Source organism: Polaromonas sp., from assembly GCF_031411155.1.
Taxonomy (GTDB): domain Bacteria; phylum Pseudomonadota; class Gammaproteobacteria; order Burkholderiales; family Burkholderiaceae_C; genus Polaromonas.
Genome location: NZ_JANOAL010000108.1, coordinates 20542 through 42758, shown reverse-complemented (window position 1 = coordinate 42758; position 22217 = coordinate 20542). Strand labels below are relative to the sequence as shown.

The window sequence follows — 22217 nt, the reverse complement described above, 5'->3', positions numbered from 1 at the left end:
CTTCGCACAGGAATGGGTGGTGGCTGGCGCGAATTTGGCGGATGGCATCCAGGAAGGTGAATGGAACGGCGAACGGCTGTTCCAGACCGCGAAGTTCGGCACCGAAATGCAGTACCAGCATCTGGTGTTCGAGGAGTTTGCGCGCACCGTGCAGCCCAACGTCGACCTGTTCTTCGCGCCGACCCAGGTCTATGACGCCGATCTCGATCCTTCAATCGTCGCCGAGTTCGCGCATACCGTCTACCGCTTCGGCCACTCGATGCTGACCGAGACGGTGGACCGCTTCGACCCCGGCTTCAACGTCGTCGGCGACGGCAATCCGACTGAAGTGGGCGATCAACAGACCGGCCTGATCGCGGCTTTCCTGAACCCGCTGGCCTACGTTGCCAGCGGCCCCACGCCAGAGCAGGCCACCGGCGCCATCATCCGCGGTCTGACCCGCCAGGTGGGCAACGAGATCGATGAGTTCGTGACGGAGGCCCTGCGCAACAACCTGGTCGGCCTGCCGCTCGACCTTGCCGCGCTCAACCTCGCGCGCGGCCGCGATGCCGGCATTCCGTCCCTGAACGCCGTGCGCCGTGACATCTACGGCCAGACTGGCGACAGCAACCTCAAGCCCTACACCAGCTGGGCCGACCTGGTGCAGCACCTGAAGCACCCGGAATCGCTGATCAACTTCATTGCGGCCTATGGCACGCATGCCTCTATCACCAGCGCCACGACGCTGGCGGCCCAGCGGGCAGCGGCGACCCTGCTGGTTCTCGGCGGCGCCGGCGCGCCGGCCGACCGCCTCGACTTCCTGAACTCGACCGGCACCTATGCCAGCCTGGCAAGCGGAGTGACAACCACTGGTGTTGACGCCATCGACCTGTGGATTGGCGGCCTGGCCGAGGAAAAAATGCCCTTTGGCGGCATGCTCGGTACCACCTTCAACTTCGTGTTCGAGAACCAGCTCGAAAAGCTGCAGGATGGCGACCGTTTCTATTACCTGGAGCGCACGGCCGGCCTGGCCTTCAATGCCGAGCTGGAAAGCAATTCCTTCGCCAAACTGATCATGGCGAACACCAATGTGACGCACCTGCCCGGCGTCGTCTTCACGACGCCGACCTTCACGCTCGAACTTGATTTGACCCGGCAGTTCAACGCGAACGTGGCCAATCTTCCGGGTGCGGACGGCATCCTGTTTGACAATCCGCTGACGCTGATTGATGAGAGCGCCGACAACGTCGCGACGCCTCGTCAAGACCCTCTCGGCGGAACGCCACTCACGCCGCTGGTGATACGGAACAACCCGAACACCGTCGGTGCTGACACGGATTACCTGCAGTACACCGGCGAAGACCATGTTGTGCTGGGCGGCACCGCCGGCAATGACATCCTCATCTCCAGCATCGGCGACGACACGGTCTGGGGCGACGAAGGCAATGACCGCATCGACGGCGGCTACGGCAATGACCAGCTGCGCGGCGGCGCCGGCGACGACATCATCACCGACCTGGGCGGTGACGACAACATCCAGGGCGGCGACGGCAACGACGTGATCCAGGGCGGCAACGGCATCAACCTGATCATTGGCGGCTTCGGCAGCGACTTCATCATTACCGGCGAAGACGCCTCGGAAGCCATAGGCGGCCAGGGCAATGACTTTATCCTGGGCAGCAAGGCCAACGAGCAGGACATGGGCAACGAGGGCGATGACTGGATCGAAAAAGGCACCTCCGACGGCGCGCCTGGCGACAACTTCGACCCGCTCGGCAACGACCGGATCGTCGGCAACGACGTCTTCATCGGCGACGGCGAGAACGACAAGTTCAACGCCGAGGGCGGCGACGACATCATGATCGGCAAGACCGGCTTCGGTGACCGCTACATAGGCGGCTCCGGCTATGACTGGGCCGACTTCAAGGACAACCCGAGCGGCGTCTACATCGACATCAGCAATATCTTCTTCGACCAGCCGGTGATGCCGAGTTCGGCCACGCCGCTTGCCCGGTTCGACATCGTGGAAGGCCTTTCGGGATCGGCGGCGGCTGATGTGCTCAATGGCGATGATTCCGACGCGGTCTCCTTGCGCCTCGCGGGCGCCATGGGCAGCGTGCTGACCAATGTCGCCCTCATCAACAACATGCAGGGCTTCCTCAACAGCATGCTTGGGGGGACGGCCTTGGCACCCGTGACCTTCTTCGATGGCGGCAACATCATCCTGGGCGGCGCTGGCAGCGACATGATCCAGGGCCGCGGCGGTGACGACCTCATCGACGGCGACAACTGGCTCAATGTGCGCATCAGCGTGCGTGCCGGGCACGACGCGAACGGCCCGACCGGCGGCGAGATCGCCTCGTTCGACAGCATGACCAACCTGACGCTGCAGCGAAACATGCTCAACGGGACCTGGAACCCCGGCCAGCTGCAGATCGTGCGCGAGATATTGACGGCGGCTGGCCCTGACTTCGACACCGCGGTGTTCGCCGGCAACCGGGCGGATTACACGATCACGACCGTCGGCGGGGTGACCACCGTGACCGACAACGCCGGCAACGACGGCACCGACCATCTCGCGCATATCGAGCGGCTGCAGTTCGCCGATCAAGCGCTCGTCCTGGGCGGCGTGAACACCGCGCCTGTCGGCGCGCTGACGGTCACCGACAGCACCCCCGCCAGCCCCCTGCGGGTCGGCGACACCCTGAGCGTTTCGGCGAACGGGGTGACAGATGCGAACAACATTGTGCTGGTCACCAACCCGACCGGCGCGATCTCCGGGCCCGTCGCCTACTTCTGGCAGGTCGATCTGGGCACGGGCGTTTTTGAAGACATTGTCAGCGTCAGCGCCGGAGCGGCCGAGCGCGCGCACGGCCCGAGCTTCACGCCCGGCGCCGCCGAGCTGGGGTTCTCGCTGCGTGTGCGGGCCGTCTACAAGGACGCCAATGGCGTGCTGGAACAGGTTTTCTCGGCGCCAACCGCAGCGGTCGCACCGGCCAACCGGCCACCGGTCATCACCTCGCTTGCCGGCGCCCCGACCGCCGCGGTGTCGATTGCCGAGAACACGGCCGCGGTCACCACGGTGACGGCGACCGACGCTGACCTGGATCCGCTGACCTACAGCATCGTGGGCGGGGCCGACGCCGCGAGGTTCACACTCAATGCCACGACACACGCACTCAGTTTCGTGACGGCGCCCGATTTCGAGGCACCGACGGATGCCGGCCCCAACAACGTCTACGACGTCATCGTGCAGGTCTCCGACGGCAGCGCCGTCGACACCCAGGCGATCGCGGTCACTGTCACGAATGTGCCGGGCGTGACCCGGATCGGCACGGCGGGTCCGGATACGCTGACGGGGACAAACGAGGAGGACACCCTCATCGGCCTCGCCGGCAACGACATCCTCATCGGGCTGGGCGGCAACGATGTGCTGGACGGCGGTGATGGCAACGACACGCTCAATGGCGGCACCGGTGCCGACAACATGACGGGCGGTGCCGGCAACGACACCTATGTTGTTGACAACCTTGGCGACGCGACGATAGAGACGGGGGCCGTGGGGTCCGGTACCGACACGGTGCAAAGCGCTATCAACTGGACGCTGGGCGCCAATGTCGAGAACCTGACGCTGACCGGCGCCGCGGTCAGCGGCACCGGCAACGGCCTGAACAACGTGCTGACCGGTAACGCTTTAGCCAATACGCTGAGCGGTGGCGCGGGCAATGACACGCTGAACGGCGGCGCGGGCGCCGACAGCATGACGGGCGGCGCTGGCGACGATAGCTATGTCGTTGACAACCTTGGCGACGTGACGATCGAGGCGGGGGGCGTGGGCTCGGGCACCGACACGGTGCAAAGCGCTATCACCTGGACGCTGGGCGCCAATGTCGAGAACCTGACGCTGACCGGCGCTGCGATCATCAATGGCACCGGCAACGCCGGGAACAACGTGCTGACGGGTAATGCTGCAGCCAACACACTCAGTGGCGGCGCCGGCCTCGACACGCTAAGTGGGGGCGCCGGCAACGACATCCTCAATGGGGGCACCGGCACCGACACGCTCAATGGCGGTCTGGGCAACGACACCCTCAACGGCGATGCCGGCGTCGACATCCTCAATGGCGACGCGGGCAACGACACCCTCAATGGCGGCGCCGGCCTCGACATCCTGATGGGCGGCATCGGCAACGACACCTATGTGGTTGACAACACCCTCGACCTGTTGATCGAGGGCGCGGCGGCGGGGACCGATCTGGTGCAGAGCTCGGCCAGTTGGACGCTGGGCGCCAATCTGGAGAACCTGACGCTGACCGGCGCCACGGCCATCAACGGCACCGGCAATGGACTGGCCAACACGCTGATCGGCAACAGCGGCGCCAACACCCTGAACGGCGCAGCCGGCAACGACAGCCTCAACGGGGGCTTGGGCAACGACATCCTGGTGGGTGGGGCGGGCACTGACAGCCTGACAGGCGGCGCCGGCGCCGACCGGTTCACCTTCAACGCGACGGGCGATTCGGTGGTGGGGCTTGGGCGCGACACCATCATCGACTTCGCCACGGGTGACCTGATCAATCTCGGTGGAATCGATGCCAACCTGAACGTAGTGGGCAACGATGCTTTTTCGTTCATCGGTACGCTGGGATTCTCTGCCGCCGGACAGTTGCGCTACAGCGTCGTTGCGGGGCAAACGGTGATCGAAGGCAACGTGGGCGGGGACTTGCTGCCTGACTTCCAGATTGCCCTGGTGGGCACGCCCACGCTGGTTGCTGGAAGCTTCATGCTCTAGCCAGACACAAGGCGCTCGTGCGCTGCTGTCTTGCACTAGCCACGGCAGCGAACCAAGGCCTCGCCCGCATGGGCGGGGCCTTTTTTTCGGCAAGGGCCTATCGCGCCAGGCCGGACCCCGGCGCGGGTCCGCGGGCCCGGCGTGGGTTAAAGCACGGGGTTTGTGATTTGCCCGTTTCCGAGCCCATGCGTGACCGCTGCATGCGCTTCGTGGCTCCACTCGTACCAGCCACCGTCATAGACACTGATGCGCTCCCAGCCCATCAGCCACGCATAGAAAAAAGCCACCGAAGCGCGCCAGCCGGTGCCGCAATAAAACGCCGTCTGCAGGCCGGGGTGCAGGCCCTCATCGCGCCAGAACCGGCTGATTTCTTCGGCCGGCTTCATCGTGCCATCGGGGCTATGGAAGTCACTCATGTTGTTCACATCGGTGCCCTGGCCGGCCCGGCCCCAGCGCGCGCCGGGAATGTCGCCTTTAGCCAGGATGTAGCGGTAGCCCGAGGTCTTGCCGCTAAATTCATCCCAGGTCCGGATGCTGGCCAGCGCGCCATCGGCCTGCCGCAGCAGCGCCTTGGCCTGGTGGGCGTTGACCAGGTAATGCGGGCAGCCCGGAAAAACGGCGCCAAAGCGGGTCACGGGCGGGTAGTGCCGCGGCGCGCCGTGCGCGCACGGCAGGCCGGCGCGCCGCCAGGCCGCGAAGCCGCCATCAAGCAAACGCACGTCCGTGACCCCGGCATACAGCATCAGGTGCGCGGCGCGCGCCGCCGCCGTCATGTTGCGGCCATACAAAATGACCGTGGTGTCGTGGCGAATGCCCAGGCCCAGCAGCAGCCGCAGCAGCGCCGCGTCGTCCACCTTGTTCCAGAACCGTCCGTCTTCCAGCCGCTGCGTGTCCAGATAGGCGGCGCCGGGGATGTGGCTGCGCCCAAACGCCTCGGGCGCGCCGCAGTCCACCTCGAGCAGACACCAGTGGCTGGCCGGTGCAGCGCGCACCGCCTGGCCCGCCAGCAGGCAGGCCAGCCAGCGGGGCGTGATGAGCTGTTGCCAGCGCGGGAGGTCGTCGCGAAAGTGGGGCACGGGATGGCGTTGGGGCAGGGATCAGCGCTGAGGCGATGCCCGAGCCTTGAAAGAGAGGGTCAGGGGTGGATTTTCTCACGCGGGGCGCGGGCGAGGCGGCGCCCACCCGGTCAGGAATGCAGAACCAGCGCCAAATTTATGATAAATCAGGCCGCTAGCCCAGGTAGTACGTGCATGGATAGCTATCAATTTGATAGTAGATGCTTCATCGCCGGCCCGCTGCGATGACCCTCGCACAAGGGTGCCAATGCGCCCGATTTGCCTGCAAACCGAAGAAGGCATAAAGTCATATCTCACCAAGGATCATCATGGCAACCAGCAGCATTCTCGGCGGCCAGCACCTTCCCGGACACGTCCGGGGCAAGGACACCAACGCACTCGGCCCCAGCGACAACTCCGACAGCGGCAGCGATGCCCAGGGCGCCTACGGCGACGACGAAATGGACAGCGACAGTGACGCCGTGGGCACCGGCGAACGCGCCTCGGTCGGCGCCGGCATGGACCCGTCCGACGCCGACATCCTGCCCGACCATATCGAGGGGGAAGAAGACGAATCGGTACTGGATGACACTTCCGATGATCTCGACGCGGTGGCCGACGTGCATGACCTGGCGGCGGACGAGCCCGATGACGAGGAAGGCGAAGAGTAGGGCGCGTTCGCGTGTGTGCTGAAGGGTTGGGGCCATGTGCGGGTTCGGGTAGGCCACGCCGCTGCCGGTATAAACCGCCGATCGCTAAACCAGAACGCCCGCCATGATCACGCTATACCAGTACGAGCCTGCCTTTGGCCTGCCCAACGCCAGCCCTTTTTGCATGAAACTGGAAACCTGGCTGCGCATGGCCGGCTTGCCGTTCGAGGCGCCGCCGGTCAATCTGCGCGACCTGGGCAAGGCCCCCAAAGGCAAGATGCCCTACATCGAGGACGGCGGCAAAACCTTTGCCGACTCGACACTCATCATTGAGCACCTGAAGCTGGCTTATGGCGACCGCCTTGATGGCTGGCTCAGTGCCGAGCAACAGGCGGTCGCGCTGGCGTTTCAGCGCCTGATCGAAGAAAACCTGTATTGGGCCTTGCTTCACACCCGCTGGGCAGAGCCCGCAGGCTGGGCGCAAACCCGGGTCGCTTTTTTTGCCAAAATGCCGCTGCCCTTGAAATGGTTGGTGCCCACGCTGGCGCGGCGCGGGCTGCTGAAGCAGATGCACGGCCACGGCATGGGCCGGCACAGCGAAGCCGAGATCCACGCCATCGGCCAACGCGACATCACGGCGCTGTCAGACTTTCTGGGCGACAAACCCTACTTCATGGGCAACGAGCCCTGCTCGCTCGACGCCACGGCTTATGCGTTTTTAGCCAACCTGATCGGGCCCCCTGTCGAATCGGCGCTGAAACAGCATGCCCTGACGTTTGCACCACTGCCGGCCTATTGCCAGCGCATGCGCAGCCGGTATTACCCGGACGCCGCTGTGTGATTGCGGCTCTTGGCCAGGCAGGTGCGCAGGGCCGCAAGCCAGTTTGCCAAATGGATTGGCATGAACTTGGCTCTCCCTGCAAAACGGGGAACAACCTCGCACCCGCCCCACCGGGCCAGCCCGGGCCTTGCTCAAAATTGTGGCGTCCAAGCCCAAAGCCATAGCGGCGCTGCATGCGTGATGACCCGGACGCGTGGTTGCAGATGCTATTACTTTAATAGCTGCATGCGCACGCGTTTATTGGGCTAGAGGCCTGTTCTATTCCTAAAACGGGTTTTCAGAGGCTGCGCGAGATTTTTTGCCGGTTGTGGCGGGGTTTTTATGCATTGAATCCACCGCCAGCACCTCAAAGAATCTTCATCCGCCTGGCCTCCCCAGTCAGCTCCGCCCGAAAATCCGGATGCGCAATGCCTATCAGCTCCCGCGCGCGCTGCCCCGCCGACTTTCCGCGCAACTGGGCCACGCCGTACTCGGTGACGACGTAGTTGATGTCGTTCTTGCTGGTGCTGACGTGGGTGCCGGGGCTGAGCACGGGGACTATGCGTGAAATGCTGTCGTTTTTGGCGGTCGAGGGCAGGACGATGAAGGCCTTGCCGCCGCGCGAGCGGTTGGCGGCGCGCACGAAGTCGGACTGGCCGCCGGTGCCCGAATACGGCGAAAAGCCCAGGCTTTCGGAGCCGCACTGCCCGAGCAGGTCGATCTGCAGGGTGGCGTTGATGGCGATCAGCTTGTCGTTCTGGCCCGCCAGCGCGGGGTCGTTGGTGAAGTCCACCGGGTGGATTTCCAGCGCCGGGTTGCGGTCCATGAAGCGGTAGAGCTTGCCGGAGCCGAGCGCAAAGGTGGCCACCATTTTTCCGGGCAGATAGTTCTTGCGCCGGTTCGTGACAGCGCCGCTCTCCACCAGCGTCAAAATGCCGTCGCCAATCATCTCGGTGTGAATGCCCAGGTCGTGCTTGTGCGTGAGTTGCATGACGACGGCGTCGGGGATGCCGCCGTAGCCGATTTGCAGGGTCGAACCGTCGTCGATCATGTCGGCAACGTACTTGCCGATGGCCTCCTGCACCGGGCCTATCTTGGGCAGCCCGACTTCGAGCACCGGCTCGCTGCTTTCGACCAGGGCCGCGACCTGCGAGACATGCACATGGCAGTTTCCATAGGCAAAGGGCACGTTGGGGTTGACCTCCAGCACCACGGCCCTGGCCTTGGCGATGGCGGCCAGGGTGTAGTCGGTACCCAGGCTGATGGAAAAATAGCCGTGGGCGTCCATGGTCGAGGCCATGCTGAAGACGACGTCGGCGGGAATCTGCCCGCGTTCGATCTGGCCCGGTATTTCCGAGAAGTAGCCGGGAATGAAATCGATCCAGCCCGCCTGGCCGCCGGCGCGGGTGGCCGCACCGTAAAAGAAGGCGACGTGGCGGATGTGATTTACCGTCTCCGGGTCGATGTAGGCGTATTTGCGCATCGCCAGGATCTGCGCCACCTTCACGCCCTCAAAATCGCGGCGCTGCTCCGACAGCGCGCTCAAGAGCGCCGGCGGCTCGCCGACACCGGTGGGCACGATGATGAAGTCACCATTGCGCACCTGGCGCACCGCATCCAGAGCGGCCATGCGTTTTTGAAGGTACAGCGCCTGAATCGACATGCTCTTTTCCCCTGCGGCGCCGTACAGGCGCCTGATGGCTGATCATAGGGTCAAGAGCGGGTGCTGCTGTCAGCGTTTTTCAGCGTTTTCAGCGCTTTCTGGATGCGGTCGTCGTGCCAGGGTCACCGTGATGGTTGGCGGCCTCCAGGTTGGCTTCCACCATCTCCAGCGCCTTTTTGGCGGTGCCCTGGGCGGTTTCTATGGCCATCTGACTGGCGCTGACGGCGTTCATGAACATCACCGCCATCGGTTCGGTGGCGGGCATGCTTTTTTCAACGCTGTCAATCACGGCGCCGCACGACTTGACGATGTCGGCACCGGTTTCGGCGGCGATGGTGTAGGCCTGGCTGCGGTAGGACACATACTTCATCAGCATGGGCTGGAACAGGCTGGTCTGCAGGGCCAGCAATTGCTGCGGGTCCTTGGCGCCCAGCATGGCCTGGGCCTGGCTGAGGCTTTCAAACACGGTCGCCTTGGCGGCGGCCAGGTTCAATTCCACCAGCCGGTGGAATCCGTCTATCGCGTGGCTGGTCATGCCTTCCAGCGCTTTCACGTTGGCCTTGCCGGTCTTGGCAAGTTGTTCGGCGGTAGGGCTCATGTCGCTCTCCTGAGTTACTGGGTTACTGGGGGGTATTCAATCGAGGTCCGCCTGGCGATAGCTCTTGCCGACCTGGGGTGTTTTGTGTGGCGGGGGTCAGATTCTAGGTGTGCTCCCGCGCCGGTTTGTAACCTGATGCATGTGGTCCGGCCAGTGAGCTGCCCGTACCATGGGCCAGCCGGCGCGGCGCGGCCCACAGCTTGCCGATGTTCTTACAAACAGACGCAGTTGTCGGGCCAAAGGGTGCGGCGTGGCGGGCTACAGCGTGGCCATGTCCACCACGAAGCGGTACTTGACGTCGTTTTTCAGCATGCGCGCATACGCCGTCTCGATCTGGTCCATGCGGATCGATTCGATGTCTGACACGATGCGGTGCCGGGCGCAAAAATCAAGCATTTCCTGGGTTTCGCGAATGCCGCCAATCAGCGAGCCGGCCAGGTGCCGGCGTTTCATGATCAGCCTGAACACGCTGGGCGAGGGGTGCGGGCTGGCGGGCGCGCCGACCAGGGTCATGGTGCCGTCGAGCTTGAGCAAGGCCAAAAACGGGTCCAGGTCATGCGGCGCGGCGACAGTGTTGAGGATGAAGTCCAGGCTGGCGGCATGCGCGGTCATTTCATCGGCGTTTTTTGACACCACCACTTCCCTGGCGCCCAGGCGCAGCGCGTCATCGCGCTTGCCGGCGCTGGTGGTGAACAGCACCACATGCGCGCCCATGGCGGCGGCAATCTTCACGCCCATGTGGCCGAGTCCGCCCAGGCCGACGATGCCGACCTTGTGGCCGGGCCCGACCTGCCACTGGCGTAGCGGTGAATAGCTGGTGATGCCGGCGCACAGCAAGGGGTGCCACGCCGGCCAGCTCGGCCTCGGGGTGCGAAATGCGCAGCACAAATGATTCGCGCACCACCAGGTGGCTCGAATAGCCGCCAAAGGTGTTGGCGCCCGTGCCCTGTTCGGGGCCGTTGTAGGTGCCGGTAAAGCCGTTGTCGCAGTACTGCTCCAGGCCGTCGGCGCAGGGCTGGCAATGCTGGCAGCTGTCGACCATGCAGCCCACGCCGACCAGGTCGCCCACCTTGAAGCGGGTGACCAGCTCGCCGACCTGGCTGACGCGGCCGACAATTTCGTGGCCGGGCACCGAGGGGTAGAGCGTGTTGTGCCACTCATTGCGTGCCGTGTGCAGGTCGGAGTGGCAGACGCCGCAGTAAAGAATGTCCAGCGCGACATCAAGCGCGCCAGGGGTGCGGCGTTCGAATGTGAAGGGCGCCAGCGGGCTGCTGGGCGAGGTAGCGGCGTAAGCCTGGACTTGGGGCATGGGGATTCCTGCGGGCGGAGTGTTGCCCATGCTAGCGCTTTTCAAAAAAGAAAGTGGGCCGCAAGCGGCCCACTTTTGCTGGCCATCCATCCGGTGACTACCTCAGACCCCGGCGGAGCGCCTGGCAAAACCGTCACTGTGGTGCGGGAATCACCACCAGGTTGCTGTTGGTTTGCGGTTGAACGCGCACTGCGCTGCCGTCTGCCGGCACGACCACGGTCTCGACCTGGCGCACCACGCCGCCACCGGCCACGCTGCCCTGGGTCTGGCCGTAGCCGACGATGCGCGCCTGGCAGGCAATCAGGTCCTCGCCGCTGAACACGTCGCAGCGCTTCATGGCATTGGCGCCAAACCGGCCGCCCGAGTTGTCGAGCTGGCCCGCGCGTTTGGCGGCATTGGCGTTTCTGACCTCGGTGATGCAGGTCGCCTGGCTTTGCTGGGTGCTGCCGTTCATGCAGGCAGCCAACTCGCTTTGGGCGTTGCCGGTGGCGTCAATGCCGGTGGTGCCCGAACGAACCTGGGCGGTCGCCGCGCCAAGCGTCAGCAGGGTGGCGACGCCGCAGCAGGCGGTGGCCTTGATCGTGCTTTTAACCAGGCGGTGAATCCGTTGGTAAGGCAGCACGTTGCGCAGGGGGGTCATCAGCATCATGTCAAACTCCTTGCTTGATACTCTATGACTGCAGTCTGGCCCGCCGCGCGGCACCCGCGTGAAAGGAAAAACTCCCGCCAGGCCGTGTCCCCTGCCGATTGCGACTGTAGGACAGGGCTTTCATGGGGCCGGATTTTGCGAGCCACCGGCACTGGCTATGCTATAAAATTAATAGCAGTATATGCTTGTTGTTATTGGGCTAGAGGCCTAAACAACGGTAAAAACCACCACTGGCCCATGAATAATGCGTACTCTTCGTCGCTAGGCGGGCGTGGTGAACTCGGGGCCCTCGTAGGTTTCGGTCATTTTGATCAGTCCGCTGCTGATGTCCGCGGAAACCCTGGCGATTCGTGACCTGACCTCAGCGGATACATCTGCTGCCAGCGACAGCCGCACGGCTTGCGGGTTGGCCAGGCCAACTTTCCGGATGGCCCCGGCGGGGAAGGATTGCTGCCGAAGGTCACGCACCGCTTCAAAAACACCAATGCCGACGTCGGCAATGGCAGAGCCGACAAAGACCCTGGAATCGGTCTGCACCCAGTCGACGACATTGCCAATCTGGCGCGTGCCTTTTTCGCGGCAGGCCTCGGTCACGCCATTGCGTCCAGCGTTGAGCATGGTGAAAATGACATCGGCGCCGTTGGCAATCTGAGCCGAGGCGATGCGCCTGGACAAGGCGTTGTCGTCCTGGTTGCCCGAGAAGTTGGTCAGAAGTTTCACGTTGGGGTTGGTGTCGCGCACGCCAGCCGCGTAGGCAGCGCGTCCCTTGAGTCCCGGGCGCACCCGGATGCCCGACATGTGGCCGACGACGCCTGTGCGCGTTGTCAGCGCCGCAAGCACGCCCCCCAGGTAAGCCGACTCTTCCTGCAGCACGTCATAGCTGGCCATGTTTGCACTCGTGACCGCGCCCTGTGTCACGACAAACCGTACCGAGGGAAACCGGGTCGCAACCTCAACACAGGCCTCGTTGTTTTGGCCGCCATGCGCCACCACCAGGTCCGGCGCCGCCTCTGCCAGCTTGACCAGCGCGGCCGCCAACAGTTCTTTTCTGGGTTGAATGCCGTCGATATAAGTGGTTGTTACGCCCAATTCGGTGCGGGCGCGTTCCAGGCCGCGCCAGCCGGCTTCCATGAAGCCGCGGTCGTCAACCTGACCGGCGAAAAGTGCGCCCACGCGCAGCGGCCTGGCCGATGGTGTCGCGGTCGAGCAACTGGCAAGGAAGGGAGCGACGGACAGAGCCGCCAGGCCCGAGGCGAATCGGCGGCGGGTCGGGTCGGAGAGATGATTGTTGTTCATGCCGGTCAATGTGTAGGGTCGGTCAGATTTTGGGGGGCAATTAAAAAGAGGCTGGCGCCCTCAGTGCGCTTCGGCCTGCCTGGCAGCCTGGATGGTGGCCTCGGTGTCTTCCTTGGCGCCGTTGAAATACAGGTTGAGCAGCACGGCGGCGATGGACGACAGCAGGATGCCGGACTCGATCAGCGGGTGCAGGCCGTGCGGCATCCACTGTTTGAAGTTCGGGGCAATCAGCGGAATCATGCCGATACCGATGGAAATAGCCACGACCAGCGAATTGAAGCGGTTGGTCTTGAAGTCCACGCCGGCCAGAATCCGGATGCCGGTGGCGGCGACCATGCCGAACATCACCAGGCCCGCGCCACCCAGCACCACGGTGGGCAGCGACTCGACCAGCGCCGCCATCTTGGGCAGAATGCCCAGCACGATCAGGATCACGCCGCCGGCGACGCAGACAAAGCGGCTTTTCACGCCGGTGACGGCGACCAGGCCCACGTTTTGCGAAAAGCTGGTGTAGGGGAAGGTGTTGAAAATGCCGCCTATCAGGGTGCCGAGGCCGTCGGTACGCAGGCCGCGTGCCAGGTCTTTCTGGTCGATCTTGCGGCCCGTCATGTCGCTCAGTGCCAGAAACATGCCGGTGGATTCAATCATCACGACAATCATCACCAGCGTCATGGTGCCTATCAAAATAGGGTCAAACACCGGGGCCGCGATTTCAAAAGGCAGCACGATGTCGACCCAGGCGGCCTTGCCGACTTTTTCAAAGGTCATCAGGCCCATGAGGGCCGCCACCACACCGCCGATGACGATGCCAAGCAGCACCGAAATGTTGGCCAGAAAGCCGCGGGCAAACTTGGCAATCAGCAGGATCGACACCAGCACCAGCGAGGCAATGCCGACGCCGGTCAGGTCGGCATATTTGGGGTTGGGCACGGTGGGGACCAGGGCCAGGCCCTTGGGCAGGGGCGGCAGCGACGAACCGGGCGAGGAGGCCGCGGCGGCGGTGTCGGCCAGCCACTTGGCGTGCTCGGGGCTGACCACGCTGGGTGCGGTCGGGCCGACCGGGTTGCCAAAAATCCAGTTGATGCCGACCCGCATCAGGCTGATGCCGATCACGGCGATGATGGTGCCGGTGACCACGGGCGGGAAGAAACGCAGCATGCGGCTGACCATGGGCGCAATCAGGATGGAGATGACGCCCGCGCCAATGATGGAGCCAAAGATCAGGCCGGCGCCGGCCGTGCCCGGGTTGCTGTTGGCCATGGCCACCATGGGCGCTACCGAGGCGAAGGTCACCCCCATCATCACCGGCAGTTTGATGCCGAACCACTGGGTGGCGCCCAGCGACTGGATCAGGGTGATCAGGCCGCAGCAAAAAAGGTCGGCGGAAATCAGCGTGGCGACCTGCTCGGGGCTCAGTTTGAGCGCGCGGCCCACGATCAGCGGCACCGCAACGGCGCCGGCATACATCACCAGCACATGCTGCAGGCCCAAGGCGGTGAGCTTGCCGGCGGGTAGCCGCTCATCTACGGGGTGGACGGTTTGGGTCATGCGTGTCTCCGGTCATGCACTTGGACAAAATGTACACTGAACTGTATACACTTTGAGCGGCTTCTGGCATGGTGGAAAACCCGAGTCCGTCGCGCTGGCCGGATTACGCAGTCTTGACTATTTCGAGGGGAATCAGCGCCGTTCGCAGCCGGTCCTGGACGGGAGGGGCGCCGGGATTCAGGGCCTGCTCCACATGCCCGATGTGGGCCAGCATGCGTTGCCTGGCCAAGGAAAAATCGCCCGACTCCAGGGCCGCCACGATGTCGGAGTGCTCGGCACAGGACTGCTTGGCGTCATGCTGCGACTGGTACAGCGTGGCCACCAGGGTGGTGTGCGCGGTCAGGTCCCGCAGCACATCGCACAGCATGCGGTGGCCCATGCATTCGGCCAGGCAGACATGAAAGTCGGCCAGCAAAAAAGCGCGGGTCGCGGGGTCGGCATCTTCAATCGCCTGCTCTTCCTGCGCGATGTGCTGACGCAGCTTGCGCACCACGGTTTGCAAGGGCTTGCCGTGAGGCTCGGTCTCGCCCATCGCCGAGAGAATGCCGGCTTCGATGATGCGCCGCGCGGAAAAGGCGTCTCGCGCCTCCTCCATCGAAGGCTCCACCACGTACCATCCGCGGCGCGAGCGGACCTCGACGAAACCGCGCGTCTGCAGTTGCATCAGCGCCTCGCGAATCAGCGTCCGGCTGACGTTGAACAGGTCGGCCAGATCCTGTTCACCCAGGCGTGCGCCCGGGGCCAGCCGCTGGGACAGGATGGACTCGACCACGCGCTGGGCGATTTCGGACTGGCTGGCCATGGGTTTGCTTGCGAAAGTGTGTTGGGAAATCAGGCCAGAACGGGTGCTGGCGCGACTTCTGCGTCGAAGTCGTCCTCGGTGGCGGGCACGGGCAGTCCGTCAAGCACCGCGTGGGCCCGTTCACGGTCAATGTCGCCCTCCCAGGCGGCGACTACCACGGTGGCCACGCAGTTGCCGATCAGGTTGCCCAGGGCGCGCGCAATCCCCATGAACCAGTCCACCGACAGCACCATCACCAGGCCGATGGCGGGAATCTCGGGGATCGCCTGCAGCGTAGCCGCGAGCACCACAATGGCCGAACCCGGAACGCCGTGGGCGCCCTTGGAGGTAACCAGGGCCACGGCCAGGATGGTCAGCAGGTGGCTCATGGAGATGGCTGTGTTGGTCGCCTGCGCAATGAACACGGCGGCCAGCGTGATGTAGATCGAGAAGGCATCAAGGTTGAACGAGTAGCCGGTGGGAATCACCAGGCCCACGGTGGAATCGCGAATGCCCATGCGCTTGAGCTTGGACATGACCTGGGGCAGCACGCTGTCCGACGAGGTGGTGGCCAGCACCACCATCAGCTCTTCGCGCAGGTACTTGAGCAGTTTGAAGATGTTGAAGCCGGCCATGCGCAGGATGGCGCCGAGAATCACGAACACGAAGATCAGCACCGCGCCGTAGAACAGCGCCACCAGCATGCCCAGCTGTTTGAGCGAGCCAATACCGTATTTGCCCACGGTGAAAGCAATGGCGCCCAGCACGCCCAGCGGTGCCAGCTTGATCAGGATGCCCATGATCTTGAAGATCACATGCGACAGCGCCTCGATGAAGTTGGTCACCGGTGCGCCGCGCGTGCCCAGCAGTGACAGCGCGCAACCAAACAGGATGGCGAACAGCAGGACCTGCAACACGTCACCGGTGGCAAAGGCGTTGCCCACGGTCGAGGGAATCAGCTTCATCAAAAACTCGACCGTGCCACCACCGGTGAGCTTGCTTGCGTTGTCGGTGTAGGCGCTCATGGCCGCGGCGTCCAGCGTCTTCGGGTCGACGTTCATGCCCACGCCGGGCTCGAACAGGAAGGCCAGCGCCAGGCCAAGCGCCAGCGCGATGGTGGTGACCACCTCGAAGTAAATCAGCGCCTTGACGCCGACCCGGCCCACGCGTTTGAGGTCACCGGCGCCGGCGATGCCGTGCACCACGACGCAGAAGACCAGCAGCGGGATGATCATCTTGATCAGCTTGATGAAGCCATCGCCCAGCGGCTTGAGCTTGATGCCGGCTTCGGGCCAGACAAAGCCGACGATCACGCCGACGACGAGGGCCAGCAGTACCTGGCCAAACAATGACTTGAAAAACTTCGGCATCGCGGTCTCCTTGTAGTAAAAAGTGGTTGGGTACAAGATTCAAATACAAATCTTGCATACAACGAATGTAGGCAATAAGCCGCCAATCAGGCCTAGGGTTATCCCCACTTTATTGCTGACCTGAAGTCACAACTGTTCGGATTGGATCGGCGTAATGGCCCTGATTTGCGCCGGGGGCCGGGGCAATGCAGACGGGCGCCCGGACTGCATTGCAGCGCGGGCGCCCGGGCCGAGGAGTTGCCGCGTTAGCGGTTGGCTGCCGCGCTGGCCACGGCCAGTGCCGTCATGTTGACGACGCGCCGCACGGTGGCCGAGGTGGTCAGGATGTGGGCCGAGGCGGCCGTGCCGAGCAAAATCGGCCCGACGGTGACCCCCTGGCCGCCGGTCATCTTGAGTACGTTAAACAGGATGTTGGCGGAATCCAGATTCGGGCAGATCAGGATGTTGGCCTCCCCGCTGAGGTTGCTTTCCATCAGGGACGCCTGCCGCACTTCTTCCGACAGCGCTGCATCGCCATGCAGTTCGCCGTCGGACTCCACATCGGGCGCCATCTTGGTGAACAGCGCGTGCGCCAGCCGCATCTTGCGCGCCGACGCGCGGTTGGACGAGCCATAGTTGGAGTGCGACAAAAAGGCCACCTTGGGCGGAATGCCAAAGCGCCGCACCTCATCGACGGCCATCAGGGCAATGCTGGCCAGCTGCTCGGCGCTCGGGTCCTCGTTGACGAAGGTGTCGGCGATGAACAGGGTTCGCTTGTCCAGCATCAGTGCATTCAGCGCGGCAAAGCCGAAAGCATCCTTTTTGAGGCCGATAATGTCGCGCACATGTTCAAGGTGGCCGTCATAGCGTCCCACCAGGCCGCACAGCATGGCATCGGCGTCGCCGAGTCTGACCATCAGCGCGGCGATGGTAGTGGTGGAGCGGCGCACCGCCGCCTTGGCTGCGTCGGGCGTCACGCCCTGCCGACCCAGCAGCCGGTGGTAGGTTTCCCAGTACTGGCGAAAGCGCGGGTCGTCCTCGGGATTGACGCATTCCACGTCGTGGCCAAGCCGAAGCCGCAAACCGGCCTTGGCGATGCGGGCCTCGATCACGGCGGGGCGACCAATCAGGATCGGGTGAGCCAGACCTTCGTCGAGCACCAGTTGCACCGCGCGCAGCACCCGCTCGTCCTCGCCCTCGGCGTAGGCCACGCGCTTTTGTGGGCTGGGCACGGTGCGCGCCGCATTGAACAACGGTTGCATGAGCATGCCGGTCGAGTAGACAAAACGCGACAGTTCCTGCCGGTAAGCGGCCATATCCGTGATGGGGCGGGTCGCCACGCCGGAGTCCTGTGCGGCCTGCGCCACCGCTGGGGCGATGCGCAGAATCAGGCGCGAATCAAAAGGTTTTGGAATGATGTAGTCGGGGCCAAACACCAGCTCCTGCCCGACGTAGGCGCGGGCAACTTCCTCGCTGATGTCGGCCTTGGTCAGATCGGCAATCTGGCGCACGCAGGCCAGCTTCATTTCCTCGGTGATCTTGGTGGCGCCGCAATCGAGCGCGCCGCGAAAGATGTAGGGAAAGCACAGCACGTTGTTGACCTGGTTCGGGTAGTCCGAGCGGCCGGTGGCAATGATGCAGTCCGGCCGCACCGCCTTGGCCAGCTCGGGCCGGATCTCCGGCTCGGGGTTGGCCAGTGCCAGGATGATCGGGCTGGCAGCCATGGTCTTGACCATGTCCTGTGTCAGCACGCCCGGCGCCGAGCAGCCCAGAAACACGTCGGCACCGTTGACCGCATCGGCCAGCGTACGCAGGGAGGTTTCCTGCGCATAGCGGCTCTTTGATTCGTCGAAGCCGCCCGCGCGGCCATGGTAGATCACGCCTTTCGAGTCGCAGACATAGACGTTTTCGCGGCGCACCCCCAAGCCCACCATCACGTCCAGACAGGCCAGTGCCGCCGCGCCCGCGCCCGAGACCGCGACCTTGACCTCTTCAATCCGCTTGCCGACCAGTTCCAGGCCGTTGAGCACGGCTGCCGACGAGATGATGGCGGTGCCGTGCTGGTCGTCGTGAAACACCGGAATGTTCATGCGCTCGCGCAGCTTGCGCTCGATGTAGAAACACTCGGGCGCCTTGATATCTTCGAGGTTGATGCCGCCCAGCGTGGGCTCCATGGCAGCGATGATGTCAATCAGCTTGTCCGGGTCGCGTTCGGCCAGTTCGATGTCAAACACATCGATGCCGGCGAACTTCTTGAACAGGCAGCCCTTGCCTTCCATCACCGGCTTGGCTGCAAGCGGGCCGATGTCGCCCAGGCCCAGGACGGCCGTGCCGTTGGTGATGACGCCCACCAGGTTGCCACGCGAGGTGTATTCGGCCGCCAGCGAGGGGTCGGCCTCGATGTCAAGGCAGGGGTAGGCCACGCCCGGCGAATAGGCCAGCGACAGGTCGCGCTGGTTCGACAGCGGTTTGGTCGGGGTGACCGATATCTTGCCGCGCACCGGGCTGCGGTGGTATTCGCGGGCGGCCTCACGCAGGGCCGCTTCGGCGGGGGACAGGGGGGTGGTCATGGTTGTCTCCAGTACATGGTGTTGCTACAGGAAAAGAGGCTACCGCAAAGCCGCGCCTCTTTGTCATCCGTTGGGGGGTGCGGAGGTATTTTTTTTGCAGGCATCCCTGCAGGCAGTCCGGTGCGAACTGCCTCGCGGGGTGCCGGCCTCAGGCCAGCAGGTCGCGCAGGGTGCGTGCCACCACCTTGGTGGCGCGGCGCAGGTCTTCCAGTTCAAGCCGTTCGTCGGCCCGCTTGGCATGCGATTCCAGCACGCTGCGCGGCCCGGCGCCGTAGATCACGCCGGGGATGCCGGCCTCGGCATACAGGCGCACGTCGGTGTACAGCGGCGTTCCCATGGCGGGAATGGGCTGGCCAAACAGCGCTTCACCGTGTTTCTGGATGGCATCGACCAGCGGTTGGTTGCCGGGCAAGGGTTTCATCGAATTGGCCAGCAGCAGTCGCTTGATCTCGACCGTGATGCCCGTGCATTGGGCCGCCGCATCGGCAATCACCTGGCGGATGCTGGCTTCGACCTCGACCGGGTTTTCTTCCGGGATCATGCGGCGATCCAGCTTGAACACCACCTTGCCGGGAACCACATTGGTGTTGGTGCCGCCTTCGATACGGCCGACGTTGAGATAGGGATGCTCGATGCCGTCCACCCTGGAGGTCACCTGCTTGTACCGCGTGTTTTGGGCATAGAGCGCATTGAGAATATGCACGGCGCCCTGCAGCGCGTCGATACCGGTATCGGGAATCGCGGCATGGGCCATCTTGCCGTTGACCGTCACTTCCATCTGCAGGCAGCCATTGTGGGCCGTGACGACCTCGTAGCTGAAACCGGCGGCAATCATCAGGTCGGGCCGGGTCAGCTGGTTGCGCAGCAGCCAGCCTGGGCCCATTTCGCCGCCAAATTCCTCGTCATAGGTGAAGTGCAATTCGACGCTGCCCTTGAGCCTGGCCTTGAGGGACTCCAGCGCGCGCACCGCAAAGGTAAAGCTGGCGAAGTCGGACTTGCTGACGGCAGCGGCGCGGCCGTACAGCTTGCCGTCCACTATCTCGCCACCATACGGGTTCTGGGTCCAGCCTTCACCGGGCGGCACCACATCGCCATGCGCGTTGAGTGCAATGGTGATGCCTTCACCCGGCTCTGAATAGGCGCGGCGCACGATCAGGTTGGTGATCGATTCCATGCCATAGGCCTTGACATCAGCCTGCGGCACGGCATGCTGCTCGGCCTCAAAACCAAACTCCTTGAGCAGTGCGGCCGTGCGTTCGGCGTGCGGCGCATTGTTGCCGGGCGGGGTGTCGGTGGGGACGCGAATCAGCTCTTGCAGAAAGCGCACTTCCTCGTCGAAGTGGGCGTCGATCCAGCTGTCCAGTTTGTCGTAGTCGGTCATGGTGTTTCCGTAGCAAGGTTGTCAAGAAGTTGCTGAAAGGCCTCGACGGCCAACTGCATGTCGTCGCTCGTCGTGCTTTCCAGCGGGTTGTGGCTGATGCCGGCGTTTTCACCGCGCACAAACAGCATGGCCTGCGGCATGACTTCGTGCAGTTTCATGGCGTCGTGGCCGGCGCCACTGGGCATGCGGTACAGCGGCACGCCCAGCGCGTCCACGGCGCGCTCCCAGCGCTGCTGCCAGGCGGGCGCGCTGGGCGCGGCGGCGGCACGCATGGTTTCCTCCAGCCTGAAATGCACGCCGCGCTTCTCGCAGATGCGCTGCAGTTCGGCGCGCACGTCGGCGGCGCAGGCATCGCGCACCTCGTTGGTGGTGGCGCGAATGTCCAGGCTGAAGCGGCAGCGCCCCGGCACCACGTTGATCGATCCATTGGGCACTTCCAGCATGCCGACGGTGGCCACCAGATGCGGCACGCTGCCGCCGCGTTTTTCAACGTAGAGCGCCAGTTCGGCGGCGGCGGTGGCTGCGTCGCGGCGCCTGTCCATCGGCGTGGTGCCGGCGTGGCTGGCCATGCCGACGATTTCGCCGACATAGCGCACGCTGCCGTTGATGGAGGTTACGATGCCCAGCGGCAGATCGATTTCGTTCAGCACCGGCCCCTGTTCGATATGCACCTCGACAAAGCCGAGGTATTTCGAGGCGTCACGCTGCACCCTGGCGATATCGTCAATGCACAGCCCGGCATGCACCATGGCTTCGCGCATCGTCACGCCGTCGGCGTCTTTTTGCTCCAGCCAGCCCATGTCAAAGTTGCCGGTCAGCGCGCCCGACCCGAGAAACACCGCCTTGTAGCGCTGGCCTTCTTCTTCCGCGAAGCCGACCACTTCAAAACCGTAAGGCAGGCGCCGACCCTGCCGGTGCAGTTCGCGCACGCAGGCCATCGGCACAAAGATGCCGAGGCGGCCGTCATACTTGCCGCCGTTGCGCACCGTGTCGTAATGGCTGCCGGTCAGCAGGCGCTTCGCGCCCGGGTCGCTGCCGTGGTAGACGCCGACTACATTGCCGACCGCATCGATCGACACTTCGTCAAAGCCGCAGTCCTCGCGCATCCAGTGCGACAGGCGCTGCGCGCAGGCGCGGTGCGCGTCGGTGAGGTAGGTCACGGTCAGCTCGCCGCGCTCGGCATAGCCGGGGTCGCTGTGCAGGGCCAGCCGTTCCGACCAGTCCCAGATCAGGTTGCCGAGTTCGGGCGTGTGGCCGAACTTGTCCGCCAGCCGGATTTCGGCGATGCGGTGGATGTTGCGCAGGCACTCGGCCCGTTCAAAATCCGGATGGTTGTCGAGTCGCCGTTCAAAGCTGGCAATGATCTCGGCCTTGCTCAGTCCCAGCCCGCGCGGTCCGCGCACCGCCAGCACGAACGGAAATCCGAAGCGGGCGTTGTAGGCGGTGTTGAGCTGCTGGATTTTTGCGAACTCTTCGGGCGTGCAATGGGTCAGCCCGGCCTTGTTCTGCTCATTGCTCGATTCGGCCGTCAGCGAGTTGGCCATCATGGCCTTGCCGGCAAGCTCGGGGTGGGCCCGAATCAGCGCCAGCTGTGCGTCGCGGTCCGCCTGCGCGACCACCTGGGCCATGGCGTGCTTGAGCTGGGGCAGTGAGCGAAACGGGCGCGCCTTGAGCGCCTGTTCGGCAATCCAGGGGGAATGCTCGTACAGGCCGTCCAGCATCTGCGCCGCCTCGGCCAGCGCGGCCGCATTGAGTTGGGGGAGCGTAAGGGGCATGG

The 22217-nt window shown here is 64.2% G+C and carries 14 protein-coding genes and 1 pseudogene; 3 read left to right on the top strand and 12 right to left on the bottom strand.

The features are described 5' to 3' along the window. Window positions 1-19 precede the first annotated feature (19 nt). Window positions 20-4771 (top strand): peroxidase family protein, encoded by a 4752-nt coding sequence (locus RMO23_RS07585; protein WP_309680080.1) that lies wholly within the window; start codon window positions 20-22, stop codon window positions 4769-4771. Window positions 4772-4917: 146 nt separating this feature from the next. Here RMO23_RS07585 and RMO23_RS07580 read toward each other — a convergent pair whose 3' ends face one another. After that, window positions 4918-5847 (bottom strand): rhodanese-like domain-containing protein, encoded by a 930-nt coding sequence (locus RMO23_RS07580; RefSeq protein WP_309680078.1) that lies wholly within the window; start codon window positions 5845-5847, stop codon window positions 4918-4920. A 308-nt stretch (window positions 5848-6155) separates the two neighbouring features. On the opposite strand from RMO23_RS07580, the gene RMO23_RS07575 reads away from it, so the two are divergent. Both RMO23_RS07575 and RMO23_RS07570 read left to right on the top strand, forming a co-directional pair. Then, on the top strand, window positions 6156-6497 hold the full coding sequence (locus RMO23_RS07575; protein WP_309680076.1) for a hypothetical protein: 342 nt from the start codon (window positions 6156-6158) through the stop codon (window positions 6495-6497). Between the two features lie 103 nt (window positions 6498-6600). After that, window positions 6601-7317, top strand: coding sequence for a glutathione S-transferase family protein (locus tag RMO23_RS07570; RefSeq protein ID WP_309680074.1), 717 nt, complete (start codon window positions 6601-6603; stop codon window positions 7315-7317). A 346-nt stretch (window positions 7318-7663) separates the two neighbouring features. On the opposite strand, the gene RMO23_RS07565 is transcribed toward RMO23_RS07570, so the two are convergent. The 11 genes and pseudogenes from RMO23_RS07565 to uraD all read right to left on the bottom strand — a co-directional run bounded on the left by RMO23_RS07565 (window position 7664) and on the right by uraD (window position 22215). Next, window positions 7664-8959 (bottom strand): acetyl-CoA hydrolase/transferase C-terminal domain-containing protein, encoded by a 1296-nt coding sequence (locus RMO23_RS07565; RefSeq protein WP_309680073.1) that lies wholly within the window; start codon window positions 8957-8959, stop codon window positions 7664-7666. An 88-nt stretch (window positions 8960-9047) separates the two neighbouring features. Beyond that, window positions 9048-9557: a phasin family protein gene (locus tag RMO23_RS07560; RefSeq protein WP_309680071.1), complete on the bottom strand. Its 510-nt coding sequence runs from the start codon at window positions 9555-9557 to the stop codon at window positions 9048-9050. Window positions 9558-9815: 258 nt separating this feature from the next. Next, window positions 9816-10866 (bottom strand): annotated as a pseudogene (locus RMO23_RS07555) (NAD(P)-dependent alcohol dehydrogenase). Between the two features lie 133 nt (window positions 10867-10999). Beyond that, window positions 11000-11515, bottom strand: coding sequence for a hypothetical protein (locus RMO23_RS07550; RefSeq protein WP_309680069.1), 516 nt, complete (start codon window positions 11513-11515; stop codon window positions 11000-11002). A gap of 261 nt (window positions 11516-11776) precedes the next feature. Next, window positions 11777-12811 carry a BMP family protein gene (locus tag RMO23_RS07545; protein WP_309680067.1) on the bottom strand — a complete coding sequence of 345 codons (1035 nt, stop codon included), beginning with the start codon at window positions 12809-12811 and terminating at the stop codon, window positions 11777-11779. Between the two features lie 60 nt (window positions 12812-12871). Next, entirely contained in the window at window positions 12872-14359 is a 1488-nt protein-coding gene (locus RMO23_RS07540) for a nucleobase:cation symporter-2 family protein (protein WP_309680065.1), read from the bottom strand. Window positions 14360-14462: 103 nt separating this feature from the next. Then, entirely contained in the window at window positions 14463-15161 is a 699-nt protein-coding gene (locus RMO23_RS07535) for a GntR family transcriptional regulator (protein ID WP_309680063.1), read from the bottom strand. A gap of 29 nt (window positions 15162-15190) precedes the next feature. Further along, window positions 15191-16510: a C4-dicarboxylate transporter DctA gene (locus RMO23_RS07530; protein WP_309680062.1), complete on the bottom strand. Its 1320-nt coding sequence runs from the start codon at window positions 16508-16510 to the stop codon at window positions 15191-15193. A 245-nt stretch (window positions 16511-16755) separates the two neighbouring features. Next, window positions 16756-19059: an NADP-dependent malic enzyme gene (locus tag RMO23_RS07525; RefSeq protein WP_309680060.1), complete on the bottom strand. Its 2304-nt coding sequence runs from the start codon at window positions 19057-19059 to the stop codon at window positions 16756-16758. Window positions 19060-19207: 148 nt separating this feature from the next. Continuing rightward, window positions 19208-20440: an ArgE/DapE family deacylase gene (locus tag RMO23_RS07520; RefSeq protein WP_309680058.1), complete on the bottom strand. Its 1233-nt coding sequence runs from the start codon at window positions 20438-20440 to the stop codon at window positions 19208-19210. Then, window positions 20437-22215 carry a 2-oxo-4-hydroxy-4-carboxy-5-ureidoimidazoline decarboxylase gene (uraD, locus tag RMO23_RS07515; protein ID WP_309680056.1) on the bottom strand — a complete coding sequence of 593 codons (1779 nt, stop codon included), beginning with the start codon at window positions 22213-22215 and terminating at the stop codon, window positions 20437-20439. Before uraD ends, RMO23_RS07520 begins: the two co-directional genes overlap by 4 nt. Between the last annotated feature and the right edge of the window lie 2 nt (window positions 22216-22217).

Coding starts and splice junctions, on each gene's coding strand:
- RMO23_RS07545 (WP_309680067.1), bottom strand. CDS start 12,811: ATGAACAACAATCATCTCTCCGACCCGACCCGCCGCCGATTCGCCTCG.
- RMO23_RS07575 (WP_309680076.1), top strand. CDS start 6,156: ATGGCAACCAGCAGCATTCTCGGCGGCCAGCACCTTCCCGGACACGTC.
- RMO23_RS07530 (WP_309680062.1), bottom strand. CDS start 16,510: ATGCCGAAGTTTTTCAAGTCATTGTTTGGCCAGGTACTGCTGGCCCTC.
- RMO23_RS07525 (WP_309680060.1), bottom strand. CDS start 19,059: ATGACCACCCCCCTGTCCCCCGCCGAAGCGGCCCTGCGTGAGGCCGCC.
- RMO23_RS07570 (WP_309680074.1), top strand. CDS start 6,601: ATGATCACGCTATACCAGTACGAGCCTGCCTTTGGCCTGCCCAACGCC.
- RMO23_RS07565 (WP_309680073.1), bottom strand. CDS start 8,959: ATGTCGATTCAGGCGCTGTACCTTCAAAAACGCATGGCCGCTCTGGAT.
- uraD (WP_309680056.1), bottom strand. CDS start 22,215: ATGCCCCTTACGCTCCCCCAACTCAATGCGGCCGCGCTGGCCGAGGCG.
- RMO23_RS07520 (WP_309680058.1), bottom strand. CDS start 20,440: ATGACCGACTACGACAAACTGGACAGCTGGATCGACGCCCACTTCGAC.
- RMO23_RS07550 (WP_309680069.1), bottom strand. CDS start 11,515: ATGATGCTGATGACCCCCCTGCGCAACGTGCTGCCTTACCAACGGATT.
- RMO23_RS07560 (WP_309680071.1), bottom strand. CDS start 9,557: ATGAGCCCTACCGCCGAACAACTTGCCAAGACCGGCAAGGCCAACGTG.
- RMO23_RS07535 (WP_309680063.1), bottom strand. CDS start 15,161: ATGGCCAGCCAGTCCGAAATCGCCCAGCGCGTGGTCGAGTCCATCCTG.
- RMO23_RS07540 (WP_309680065.1), bottom strand. CDS start 14,359: ATGACCCAAACCGTCCACCCCGTAGATGAGCGGCTACCCGCCGGCAAG.